10 protein-coding genes are annotated in these 11,945 nt (G+C 61.7%); 3 read left to right on the plus strand and 7 right to left on the minus strand.

Translation table 11 applies throughout. The features are described 5' to 3' along the window. The first annotated feature begins 64 nt into the window (after window positions 1-64). Together purD and M5B98_RS14210 are read left to right on the plus strand one after the other, a co-directional pair. Entirely contained in the window at window positions 65-1,357 is a 1,293-nt protein-coding gene (gene purD, locus M5B98_RS14205) for a phosphoribosylamine--glycine ligase (RefSeq protein WP_248743021.1), read from the plus strand. A gap of 102 nt (window positions 1,358-1,459) precedes the next feature. Beyond that, a complete protein-coding gene (locus M5B98_RS14210; RefSeq protein WP_248743022.1) occupies window positions 1,460-4,237 on the plus strand; it encodes a hybrid sensor histidine kinase/response regulator in 2,778 nt (925 codons plus the stop codon). Here the strand turns inward: M5B98_RS14210 and M5B98_RS14215 are convergent, their stop codons facing one another. Next, window positions 4,238-4,948, minus strand: a complete 711-nt coding sequence (locus tag M5B98_RS14215; RefSeq protein ID WP_248743023.1) for a hypothetical protein — start codon at window positions 4,946-4,948, stop codon at window positions 4,238-4,240. It abuts the gene before it with no gap. A gap of 61 nt (window positions 4,949-5,009) precedes the next feature. Beyond that, a complete protein-coding gene (locus tag M5B98_RS14220) occupies window positions 5,010-5,804 on the minus strand; it encodes a hypothetical protein (RefSeq protein WP_248743024.1) in 795 nt (264 codons plus the stop codon). Between the two features lie 252 nt (window positions 5,805-6,056). On the opposite strand from M5B98_RS14220, the gene M5B98_RS14225 reads away from it, so the two are divergent. Next, window positions 6,057-6,650, plus strand: a complete 594-nt coding sequence (locus M5B98_RS14225) for a MarC family protein (RefSeq protein WP_119429392.1) — start codon at window positions 6,057-6,059, stop codon at window positions 6,648-6,650. Between the two features lie 51 nt (window positions 6,651-6,701). Here the strand turns inward: M5B98_RS14225 and cobJ are convergent, their stop codons facing one another. The 5 genes from cobJ to M5B98_RS14250 form a co-directional block, all read right to left on the minus strand. Continuing rightward, window positions 6,702-8,405, minus strand: a complete 1,704-nt coding sequence (cobJ, locus tag M5B98_RS14230; protein WP_248743025.1) for a precorrin-3B C(17)-methyltransferase — start codon at window positions 8,403-8,405, stop codon at window positions 6,702-6,704. Next, entirely contained in the window at window positions 8,405-9,139 is a 735-nt protein-coding gene (locus tag M5B98_RS14235) for a precorrin-2 C(20)-methyltransferase (protein ID WP_372238685.1), read from the minus strand. Before M5B98_RS14235 ends, cobJ begins: the two co-directional genes overlap by 1 nt. Continuing rightward, a complete protein-coding gene (locus tag M5B98_RS14240; RefSeq protein WP_248743026.1) occupies window positions 9,136-9,762 on the minus strand; it encodes a precorrin-8X methylmutase in 627 nt (208 codons plus the stop codon). The genes M5B98_RS14235 and M5B98_RS14240 overlap by 4 nt, the downstream gene beginning before the upstream one ends. After that, complete coding sequence (gene cobG / locus M5B98_RS14245; protein WP_318654180.1) at window positions 9,755-11,053, minus strand: precorrin-3B synthase; 1,299 nt, start codon at window positions 11,051-11,053, stop codon at window positions 9,755-9,757. Before cobG ends, M5B98_RS14240 begins: the two co-directional genes overlap by 8 nt. A gap of 143 nt (window positions 11,054-11,196) precedes the next feature. After that, window positions 11,197-11,853, minus strand: coding sequence for a hypothetical protein (locus M5B98_RS14250; RefSeq protein ID WP_248743028.1), 657 nt, complete (start codon window positions 11,851-11,853; stop codon window positions 11,197-11,199). Window positions 11,854-11,945: the final 92 nt, after the last annotated feature.

Below are 11,945 nucleotides of genomic sequence, written 5' to 3' on the forward strand. Positions count from 1 at the left end.
TCGCTCCCACAGAAAAGCGCCCCAGCGGCGCTCAACAGAATTAGCGTCATCCGAGGTTTTTGAAATGAATGTTTTGATCATTGGCAGCGGTGGCCGCGAACACGCCCTGGCCTGGAAAGTGGCTCAGGATCCGCGCGTGCAGAAAGTTTTCGTCGCTCCGGGCAACGCCGGTACCGCGATTGAAGCCAAGTGCGAAAACGTCGCCATCGACGTGCTGGCCCTCGAGCAACTGGCTGACTTCGCCGAGAAGAACGTCTCCCTGACCATCGTCGGCCCGGAAGTCCCGCTGGTTGCCGGCGTCGTCGATCTGTTCCGCTCCCGTGGCCTGGACTGCTTCGGTCCGACCGCAGGTGCCGCGCAGCTGGAAGGCTCGAAAGCTTTCACCAAGGACTTCCTGGCTCGCCACAAGATCCCGACCGCCGACTACCAGAACTTCACCGAGATCGAGCCGGCCCTGGCTTATCTGCGTGAAAAAGGCGCACCGATCGTGATCAAGGCCGACGGCCTGGCCGCCGGTAAAGGCGTGATCGTCGCCATGACCCTGGCCGAAGCCGAAGACGCCGTGCGCGACATGCTCGCCGGCAATGCGTTCGGCGACGCCGGTTCCCGCGTCGTGATCGAAGAGTTCCTCGACGGCGAAGAAGCCAGCTTCATCGTCATGGTCGACGGCAAGAACGTCCTGCCGATGGCCACCAGCCAGGACCACAAACGCGTCGGCGACGGCGACAGCGGCCCGAACACCGGCGGCATGGGTGCCTACTCCCCTGCCCCGGTAGTCACCGCCGACGTGCACCAGCGCGTGATGGACCAGGTGATCTGGCCGACCGTGCGCGGCATGGCTGACGAAGGCAACGTCTACACCGGCTTCCTGTACGCCGGTCTGATGATCGACAAGGCCGGCAATCCGAAAGTCATCGAGTTCAACTGCCGTTTCGGCGATCCGGAAACCCAACCGGTGATGCTGCGCCTGCAGTCGAGCCTGGTGCTGCTGGTCGAAGCGGCCCTGGCCCAGGCACTGGATAAAGTCGAAGCGCAGTGGGATCCACGTCCGAGCGTCGGCATCGTGCTGGCGGCCGGCGGTTACCCGGGCGACTACGCCAAAGGCGCGCCGATCAACGGTCTGGACGCAGCCGCCGCACTGGAAGGCAAGGTCTTCCACGCCGGCACCGCGCTCAAGGACGGCAACGTTGTGACGGCCGGTGGTCGGGTGCTCTGCGCTACCGCCATGGGCGCCAGCGTGGGTGCCGCCCAGGAGCAGGCCTACAAGCTGGCCAAGGCCATCGACTGGGAAGGCTGCTTCTACCGCACCGACATCGGCTACCGCGCCATCGCCCGTGAACGCGGCGAAACCCGCTAATAAGCTACGCTGTGTTTCCGGCAAGGGCCCTTGGTCCTTGCCGGGCTGTTCCGACGCTGCGCATCGTTATATTCTGGCATCAACCTACGAAGGGATTTCGCCGTGCGCTGGCTCAGGATTGCCATAGGTTTCACCGTCACACTGTTGACCTTGCTCTGCATGCTCCCGGCCCAGGCCGCGCAAGGCAGTGGCTGGTCGGTATTGCTCGACGATCAGGGCAACCTCCAGCTGAGCGACATCCGCTCCGCCCGCTACACCAATCAATTCAGCCCCATCGAGCTTGACCGCCTCACCGCGGCCGAACCCGACGGCGCTTTGTGGCTGCGCTTCAGACTGGCGCCCGGCAAGCACGAACAAGTGCTGCGGATCTTCGCCCCCGACCTGTCGCATCTCAATCTGTACGTGCTCGACGGCGACCGGCTGATCGAACAGCGGGAAACCGGCACCACGCAGGCTCAGGTCGAACGGCCGCTGCCCAGCAGCGACTTCCTGTTGCCGTTGCCGCAAAGTGACAAGTCCCTCGACGTCTACCTGCGACTGGTCTCCGACCACCAGTTGCGTCCGTACATCACCCTGCAATCGGCGGTGATGGGCGCGGCCAACCATAACCAGACGCTGATCTACGGTTTGCTGTTCGGCTGCCTCGCCATGCTGATCCTGCACAACCTGATCCGCTACGCCTACACCCGTTCACGCAGCAGCCTGTGGCTGGCGGTGTGTGAAGGCCTGCTCAGCCTGAGCCTGTTGCTGTTGCTCAACCTGGCCGGCCCCTGGCTGCCGAACTGGCATGCAATCCAGACCCCTGGCGCCTACCTGGCCCTGCTGCTGACCGCGCCTGCCGGCCTGATGTTCGCCTACCGCTTCTTTGCCCCGCTCGGCCCTCATCCGCTGAACAAGCTGCTGCTGGGCGACATTCTGTTCATCGTGATCTGCAGCCTGCTGCTGCTGTTCGTCAACACCCTGCCGCTGAACATCATCACCTACGCGCTGGTGGCCCTGGCCGGACTGAGCATGTTGCTGGTGGCGTTCTATCACTGGCAGAAAGGCTACCGCCCTGCCCGGCTGTTCGTCGCCGCGATGGTGGTGTTCAACATCGGCACACTGATCATCCTCCCGGCGTTGCTGGGGCTGACCCTGGTGGCGCCGCAGGGCCTGATCATGACCCTGATGGGTTTCATCTGCATCAGTGGCCTGCTGATGAGCATCGCCCTGGGCGAACGCCAGCGCAGCATCACCGAAAGCCGCTTCAGCATCAGCCGCGACCTCGCCGCGAGCAACGCCGAGATCAATGCCAAGGCCGAGTTCCTGGCCAAGATCAGCCACGAGATCCGCACCCCGATGAACGGAGTGCTGGGCATGACCGAACTGCTGCTCGGCACGCCGCTGTCGGTCAAACAGCGCGACTATGTGCAGACCATTCACAGCGCCGGCAACGAACTGCTGACCCTGATCAACGAGATCCTCGACATCTCCCGGCTCGAGTCCGGGCAGATCGAGCTGGATGACGTGCAGTTCGACCTCAACGCACTGATCGACGACTGCCTGAGCATCTATCGCGCCAAGGCCGAGCAGCAGAACGTCGAGCTGATCAGCTTCATCCAGCCACAAGTGCCACGGGTCATCAGTGGCGACCCGACCCGTCTGCGTCAGACGCTGCTGAGCCTGCTGGAAAACGCCCTGAAGAAAACCGAAGAAGGCGAAGTGCTGGTGGTCGTCGCCCTCGATGAGCGCAGCACCAAACCGCGCCTGCGCATTGCCGTGCAGGACAGCGGCCAGCCGATGGACCAGGAAGAACGCGACGCGCTGATGCACGCCGAGCTGCACAGCAAGCACTTCCTGTCGGCCAACCGGTTGGGCGGCAACCTCGGGCTGGTAATCGCACGGCAACTGATTCGTCTGATGCACGGAGAGTTCGGCATCAAGAGCGGCGCCACCCAGGGCAGCACGCTGTGGCTGACCCTGCCGCTGGATCCCGACCGCCTGGAGCACCCGACCTCCGATCTCGACAGTCCGCTGCAAGGCGCGCGGGTACTGGTGGTCGACGACAACGACACCTGCCGCAAAGTGCTGGTGCAGCAGTGCAGCGCCTGGGGCCTGAACGTCAGTGCGGTGCCGTCGGGCAAGGAAGCGCTGGCCCTGCTGCGCACCAAGGCGCACCTGCGCGACTATTTCGACGTGGTCCTGCTGGACCAGAACATGCCTGGCATGACCGGCATGCAACTGGCCGCCAAGATCAAGGAAGACCCGAGCCTGAACCACGATATCCTGCTGATCATGCTCACCGGCATCAGCAATGCGCCGAGCAAGATCATCGCGCGCAATTCGGGGATCAAACGCATCCTGGCCAAACCGGTGGCCGGCTACACGCTCAAGACCACGCTGGCCGACGAACTGAACCAGCGCAACCGTGGCCAGGCGGTGTTCCAGCCTCAAGCCGCCGGCCCGGCCACGGCCGTCAAGGTCCCGAGCGATTTCCGCATTCTGGTCGCCGAAGACAACACGATTTCCACCAAGGTGATCCGTGGCATGCTCGGCAAGCTCAACCTGCAGCCGGACACCGCCAGCAATGGCGAAGAAGCCTTGCAGGCCATGAAGGCCCAGCGCTATGACCTGGTGCTGATGGATTGCGAAATGCCGATCCTCGATGGCTTCTCCGCCACCCAGCAACTGCGGGCCTGGGAAGTCGGCAATCAGCGTATCCGTACGCCGATCGTCGCACTGACCGCGCACATCCTCGCCGAACACAAGGAGCGTGCGCGCCAGGCCGGCATGGACGGGCACATGGCCAAACCGGTGGAACTGTCGCAACTGCGCGAGCTGATCGAGCACTGGGTGGCCCAGCGTGATCAGCAAAATCGCAGTACCGCACGGACGTCTTGATCAGCGTTCGACACCGACTTCCACCCCTGGCTTCCCGGGCATTGGCCGGATCAGTCCAGCGAACGGTTCCAGGCGTTTTTCCAGCACGCTTCGGATCGGGTCGTTGAGTGCGGCGGACATATCCGCCTGGAAAAACTTCTGTTCGACGACACCCTGCACCTCCGCCGATGTGAAGACCCTGGAAAACGGATTGACTGTACCGCCCTCGGAAGACTTCAGGGTGATATACACCGCGTTCAGACGAGGCCCCGGTTGCGCAACGACGACCAGAAAACGAAGCAGGTCAACCGTCCCGGCCTCGCCTTTCGCGGCCGGTACAGGTTGCTGGATCCTTTCCCGAAGTAACCCGATCAGCGGATCTGCCGCCGGCAAACCGGCAATGTCCTGCAGTACCGGCAGCCATTCACGGGCGTCGACACCATCAAGCGACTTCTCCAGCAGCAGGGTCATCCAGTCCATGGCCGACGCCGTGGCGTCCACCGGCGGGGCGAAGGTGTCCCATGCCACTTTCCGCTGCAACCAACTGTCTTTCAAAACTTGCTGCCAGATCGAATACCAATCGACCTGGCTGGATTGAAGCCATTTCCGGGTAGCTGCCAATTGTGCAAACAAGACGGAGTGCTGAACGTCTTGCTGTTCCTGGGCGGACATTCCTGACGGCAGCAAAACCAGTGCTCCCGCATTGGCATAAGCCAAGTATTGCGTATTCATCCATACCTCCGGCACAGGGAATAGATGGCGTTGTTTCACACCGCCATCTATTTTTATTGAATCAGATTTCCCACTCACTGATTTGTTTGACCGCACGATCACCCAACTTTCCAGCGATAATGGCGCGTGTCCTCTCAATAATTGACGGCACCATGGTCATATGCGACTCACCACGATACAGATCCACGGAGCTGCTATCCCAATTAACGAACAGCACCTTGGTCTGATTGGTACGATTGATAAATCGAACAGAACCCAATGTCAAAATAACTTCCTGGCCATCGGCTTCAAGACAAGAGCCCACGGCAAAACCGCCAGTGCCTTTTTCTTTAATGTTCTGATCGAATACTTTCAGTGGTTTATCCGAGCTCTGCAGCGAGGCCATCGCATCGGCAGCCACTTTTAGCAGCAGTGCCGAAGTCGGCCCGGGAACCGCCGCCGCAGCGACTGCCGAGCTCAGGATTTTCAGGGCCAACTGGTCCATGGTGAAGCTTTTACCCGAGGCGCTGGTCGAGTCGTAGTAACGCTTCAGGACGATCCAGCCAGCGTCCTGCATGACTTGGAGGAAGATTTGATACCACTCCTTGCCCTGATTATCGGCGGGGTATTTCTTGTTCGCCGCCAGCGATGCAAACAGATAAGTATTGAGCACATCTGCACGATTCTGATCGGACATCCCCGAAACAAAAGACAGAATCGCATCACCCACAACCGAAGCCCGGCTCGGTTCTTCAATATCAAAAGCCATCACAGCGGGAGCACTGCGAGAATTGATAATGATCTTTTCAGGCGTTACATCATAAGCACTTAGACGTTCCAGGCGATCGGCGACGGTAACAACAGCATTATTTTCCATTACTTATTTCCTTGGTTTATTTTTTCAGCGAACCCTTCCTGAGCCCGCAAAACAAAACTACACAGCAGAAAACCAACTAACAAGCCAACAACCATTACCAATAGATAACAACAAAAAGTCACAACAGCACTCGCCTTAAAACAAACAACAGCAACTTCAAAACTTCCACTCACTTATCCATAACGATCTTGCCCACAGACTGTGCGGCGCCTGATAGACTCCTTTCAACTTCCGCCCGCGCGAGTTCTAACCATGCTCCATGTGTTGTTCAGCGTTTACCTGAAGATGCTGGTGCTCTACAGCCCGTTCTTCGTGTTGTCCTGCTTCATCAGCCTGACCCGGGGTTATTCGCGCAAGGAACAACGGCGCCTGGCCTGGAAAGTGGCAATCGCCACCCTGGTATCGAGCGTCTTGCTGTATCTGTTCGGGCGGGTGATTTTCGACGTGTTCGGTATCACCGTGGATGCTTTCCGCATCGGCGCCGGCAGCGTGCTGTTCATTTCGGCGCTGGGCATGGCCCAGGGCAAGTCGGCGGTGCAGGCCGACAATGTGCAGCAGGACGTGACTATCGTCCCGCTGACCATCCCGCTGACGGTCGGCCCCGGCACCATCGGTGCGCTGCTGGTGATGGGCGTCAGCCAGCCGCACTGGGATGACAAGCTGATCGCAATCATGAGTATCGCCCTGGCCAGTTTTACCGTCGGCGTGGTGTTGTATCTGTCGAATCGGATCGAGCGGATTCTTGGCGATCAGGGATTGCAGATCGTCAGCCGCCTGATGGGCCTGTTTGTCTGCGCGCTGGCGGCGCAGATCATTTTCACCGGGGTGAAAGGTTATCTTGGCTGACCTGCTACCACTGAAATGAAAAGCGGCTCCGAAGAGCCGCTTTTTTATGCCTCAAGTATTGGGTTTCTCGCCATACCAGCGCGGGGTGTACACCCAGTCGCCACCGCTGGCCCGGGGGAAAGTACAGGTCATGGAAGACCCGACCAGCACCATCGTGCGCATGTCCACCTGATCCGGTGTCAGCGCACCCAATGTCGTCACCCGCAGCGTCTGCCCCGGCCTACCGATATCACGGCCCAGCACCACCGGTGTTTGCGGCGCACGGTGCTGCGCGACGATTTCCAGCGCGCGCCCCAATTGCCAAGGACGGGCACGGGAGATCGGGTTGTAGAACGCCAGCGCCAGATCCGCCTCGGCGGCCAGATCCAGACGCTTTTCGATGATCGACCAAGGCTTGAGGTTGTCCGACAGGGACATCACGCAGAAGTCGTGCCCCAGCGGTGCACCGGCCTGAGCGGCGGTGGCGAGTGACGCGGAAACACCCGGAAGGATCTCCAGATCGACGCTGTGCCAGGCCGGATCCGTCGACTCGTGCAGCGCTTCGAGCACCGCCGCCGCCATGGCGAACACGCCCGGATCGCCAGACGAAACCACGATCACCGAACGGCCCTCGGCGGCCAGCCTGAAAGCATGGCGGGCACGCTGCATTTCTTCGCGGTTGTCGGTGCAGTGCTGCACCTGGTCATCGCGAAACGGGCCGGCCATGCGCACATAGGTTTCGTAGCCGAGAACGTCGGTGGCTCGAGCGAGTTCGGCTTTCACCGCCGGCACCATCAGCTCCGCCGCACCTGGGCCGAGGCCGATGACAGCCAGACGTCCGCGCGGGCGACCGATCTGCGAAACATCCAGCGGTTTTTCGGCCACGGCGATGGCAAAGTCGTGGGATGTTGTGATGATTCGAGCGTCGGGGACTGCATGGTTTGCCAGCTCCGCGATGTCACTCGCTGACGCAACAAAGCGCAGCGGCACCGCCAGTTCAAGCGCCGCTTCACGCAATGCCGGGCTGGCCATCTGAACATCGGCCGCCACCAGACAGGCCAGCGATTGAATCGCCACACCAGCCTGCAGCAACGCACCGCGTATCGCGCCCGGCAGATCGGCCACATCGGCACCGACTGCCACCGCCACACTGCGCGGATAAATCAGCAACTCACTGGCGCTCGCCACACGGGCATCACTGCCGACATGAATCGAGCGCTGTGCCTGTGGATCTTCCGGCAGCTGCGCCTGAGCCAGCCAAGGTGCGGCGCCATCGATGCGCACGCTGTGGCCGGCGAGCAGATCGGAGACAAAGCGTTTGCCTTGCTCCAGATCGCCGAGGGCATAACCGCCGGGCGGGTTGAGCAGGCAGGTGCCGAAGCGCAATTCGCCACTGGTGGTGATCGCCGCCGCCACTTCAAGCGCAGCCGCGATCTCGCGGGCCATGACATTCACACCGCCCAGACCACCGAGCAGCGGCACTACGGCACTGCCGTTTTCAGCCACGGCGAGCACCGGTGGCTCGACGCCTTTTTCCAGCAACAGCGGCGCCAGTGTGCGGATGACGATACCCGCCGCGCACAGGGCAATGATCGGCGTGTCCTGTTGATACAACTCGCGCAGGGTTGCGCCGAACTCGCTGTAAGTCAGGTCGGCGCCTTCGACGCGCCCTTTCAGTCCGTGAACCTGCGCGGCCGGATAGACCTGTTGAAGGCGACGAGCCGTGGCCAGCGCGCCCTGGCCCAGGATGACGATGGCCGGTGTGGAATGGTTCATCAGCCTTGCCACCGTTCGCCGGGAACAATGATCAGCGAGAAGTACGGCGACGACATCGGCTCGACCTCATCCAGCGGCACGATCTTCTGATTGGCCATGGTTGCGCGCTCGACGTACAGCGCACGCTCGGCCAGGCCCAGCTCTGCCAATACGTCGCGCACCTTCGGAAAGTTGCGCCCCAGCTTCATGATCACCGCCGCGTCGGCATCCGCCAGACGGCGCTTGAGTTCATCGTGAGGCAACACGCCGGACAGCACCGACAGGCTCTGATTGCGATACACCAGCGGCGCGCCCAGCACCGAAGCGCCGCCAAGCATCGAACAGACGCCCGGCACCACTTCGGCTTCGTAACGGCTGGCGAGGCGGTCGTGCAGATACATGTAGGAGCCGTAGAAGAACGGATCTCCTTCACAGATCACCGCCACGTCGCGACCGGCATCCAGATGCGCAGCCACTTCCTCTGCCGCGTCATCGTAGAAATCGCTGATCACTTGCTCGTAGGACAGCGGCGCCGGCAGCACTTCGGTGGTCACCGGGTACACCAGCGGCAGCAGGTTCTGCGCGTCCTGCAGGTGCGCCTCGATGATGCCGAATGCGTTGCCCTTCTTGCCCTTGGCCACGAAGTACGCCACCACGGGCGATTCGCGCAGCAGGCGCAGGGCCTTGACGGTAATCAGTTCCGGATCACCGGGGCCGACGCCCAAGCCGATCAAACGTCCCTTGGCCTGCATCATTCGATCTCCGTAGCGAGGGCATTGACTGCAGCGGCGGCCATGGCACTGCCGCCGAGACGGCCCTGCATGATCACGAACGGCACGCCACGGCTGTTGGCGGCCAGTTCGGCCTTGGACTCGGCAGCACCGACGAAGCCTACCGGGAAGCCGAGGATCAGCGCCGGTTTCGGAGCGCCGGCGTCGAGCATTTCCAGCAGATAGAACAGCGCGGTCGGCGCATTGCCGATCACCACCACGCTGCCTTCCAGATGCGGACGCCACAGTTCCAGAGCGGCAGCGGAACGAGTATTGCCCAGCTCGCGCGCCAGCTCCGGCACGCTGTCATCGCGCAGGGTGCAGATCACTTCATTGTTGGCCGGCAGGCGCGCACGGGTCACGCCCTCGGAAACCATCCGCGCATCGCACAGAATCGGCGCGCCGGAGGCCAGCGCATCGCGCCCGGCCTTGCCCGCGCCCTCGGAAAATTGCAGCCCGTCGATGGCCTCGACCATGCCGCAGGCGTGGATCACCCGCACGGCGAGTTTTTCCAGGTCGGCCGGGATGCGAGCCAGGTTGGCCTCGCTGCGAATGATCGCGAAGGAGTTGCGATAGATCTCCTGACCGTCGCGGATGTAATCAAGCATCAAGGGGGCTCCGTGAGCGGGCGGCGAGCAGGGTCGCGGCCGCTTCGATAGTAAGGTTGTGAGCGTGCAGCGCGCCGAAACCGGGCTGTGCTGCATCGCGAAAATAGAGATCGTAGTGACCGGGAGCGACCGCCAGCAGAGTCACTGCAGCCCGGTGCGCGGCGGCGCAGGAACGCGGGCAGCCGGACAGGTGCACCTCCACGGCGTGTGGCAACAGCTCAGCCAGAAGGCGGGCATCGTGTTTGGTGTCGGCCAGGCCTTTGCCGCAGCCGTTGGAACCGGTGCAGGCGATCAGGTGTGACAGCGGATTTTCGGACTGGGTCAGCAGGTTCAGATTGCCCAGAGCATCGAGCACATGAACAGCATCCGCTTCCCGAACATTGGGCAACAGCAGGCTTTGCCATGGGGTGAAACGCAGGCTGCCATCGCCAAAGGTTCTGGCCAATTGTGCGACACCACGCAGCATGGCCGGATCGAGACGACCGAGCACCGGTGCGGCACCGACATACACCTGACCCGCCGATTGCTGAGGATGAGCGCCGAGGTGCAAACCTTCCGGCACGGCCTCACGCTGCCAGTCGCCAACGCTTTGCAGACTGATCCGCTGACCGAGCTTTTCCAGGAACACCGGCGCCGGGCATTCATCCAGCAGATGACGCATCCGCGTCTGCTCCGGTCGGGCCAGCTCCAGGAACAGCTCCAGCACCGCGACCACCAGCGCATGTCCGTCCGAAAGCAGCACGGCAGCCAGCGGACGATCCGTCGGGCAACCCGCCAGGCCGAACGCCAACAACGTGTTTTCACCGCTTTTGAATGCCGACAACCACAGGTCATGGGGATGTTCGAGCATCGCCAGTGCTTCACCGCCGTCCAGTTGCACGGCGAACTTGGCGCTCAGTTCATGGAAGCGCGGATGGCTTTGCAGGGTCTCGAGGATCTGTCCGGCCAATGGTCGAGTGTCGAAGCGCATCTGCCGGTCGATGCCGGCGGCCGGGCTGAGCATCAGGTTGCGCACATCGTCGCCCGCTGCGGTTCGCGGCCCGAGCCCGGCGGCCAGCAGGCTGTCGATCAGCACAGCGGACTGGTCGCCGATGCCTCGGATCTGCAGATTGCCCCGGTTGGTCGCCTCGATCGCCCCGCTGGCGAACCGCTCGGCGGCATTGGCCACAGCATCGGCCTGATCGGCCGTGATCGAACCGCCATCAAGCTTGATCCGGCAGATACCGCCATCCAGCGCCTGGACGATACGTAGCAACCCCGGGCAGGCCGAGGGGCGAATAGCTGTGGATATCGGGCGTTCGTTCAAGGGATGACCGGCTGACGGGCAGCGCCAGGATGGGCGAAAGGTCGCCATTATGCCTGCTTTGCCCGAGTGCATGAAAATGCCTGCCGGTCGGATTCCCTGGAACCGGGGAATTCCCTCGTCGAGCGGACCTACAACTCATGGTCCTCGAAATTGAACGACATGTTTTTGATCGCCTTTTCGACACTGGCCCGACGTGCCTCCAGAACCCGGCGACTGATCACGAGCCGCCGCGCTCTGATATCCAGCTGATTCATGGCTTGGGATATGTCCCAGAACAAATATCGGGTATTGAGGCTCGACTTGATGAATCTGACGTGTGTCACGACCAGCTCCATATCACCGGCGGGGTTATAGCTGACCGGTACGATCTTCAGGTCGAACGCCTTGCCGCTGAGCCCCCTGGTCTTTTCCAGCAGATCGACTCGTTGCTCAAGCGTCGCAAGTCCTGCCTCCACCCCCGCGACCTGCTCTTGTTCGAGCAACGACGTCGCCGCCCTCATCCAGGCCTGCTTCACGCTTCCCGAAAACTGCGGCTGGACATACTCCACCGCAGGCTGGTCACGATTCCAGCCGTGGGACCACAGGACATCGGCGTAATAATCGATCCAGCGCCCCGGTTGCGTTTCGCTGCTGTACGTACTGTCTGCCTGCTTCTTTGCCAGATAGGTGCAGTTCAATGCAAAGTCGTAATCCGTTCGGGACTGTCCCTGCAGGCCCGTCAGCAATATATCCCCTACCAGGGTTGCCTGATGAGCAAGCAGCCCTGCGTTCATATCCATATCCATATGCATTCCCGCCAATCCTGGCTTTGGTTCAAGTTCATCCGAACCCTAACAGGCATATCGAATCCGACAACCGCCTTACAGCAACGGGAAGT

Source organism: Pseudomonas sp. MWU12-3088, from assembly GCF_023242405.1.
Classification (GTDB): Bacteria; Pseudomonadota; Gammaproteobacteria; order Pseudomonadales; family Pseudomonadaceae; genus Aquipseudomonas; species Aquipseudomonas kribbensis.

What these genes read in the sequence shown, in the direction of transcription:
- cobJ (WP_248743025.1), bottom strand. Translation starts at nt 8,405, where the DNA reads ATGAACCATTCCACACCGGCCATCGTCATCCTGGGCCAGGGCGCGCTG.
- M5B98_RS14215 (WP_248743023.1), bottom strand. Translation starts at nt 4,948, where the DNA reads ATGAATACGCAATACTTGGCTTATGCCAATGCGGGAGCACTGGTTTTG.
- M5B98_RS14235 (WP_372238685.1), bottom strand. Translation starts at nt 9,139, where the DNA reads ATGATGCAGGCCAAGGGACGTTTGATCGGCTTGGGCGTCGGCCCCGGT.
- M5B98_RS14250 (WP_248743028.1), bottom strand. Translation starts at nt 11,853, where the DNA reads ATGGATATGGATATGAACGCAGGGCTGCTTGCTCATCAGGCAACCCTG.
- M5B98_RS14220 (WP_248743024.1), bottom strand. Translation starts at nt 5,804, where the DNA reads ATGGAAAATAATGCTGTTGTTACCGTCGCCGATCGCCTGGAACGTCTA.
- M5B98_RS14240 (WP_248743026.1), bottom strand. Translation starts at nt 9,762, where the DNA reads ATGCTTGATTACATCCGCGACGGTCAGGAGATCTATCGCAACTCCTTC.
- M5B98_RS14225 (WP_119429392.1), top strand. Translation starts at nt 6,057, where the DNA reads ATGCTCCATGTGTTGTTCAGCGTTTACCTGAAGATGCTGGTGCTCTAC.
- purD (WP_248743021.1), top strand. Translation starts at nt 65, where the DNA reads ATGAATGTTTTGATCATTGGCAGCGGTGGCCGCGAACACGCCCTGGCC.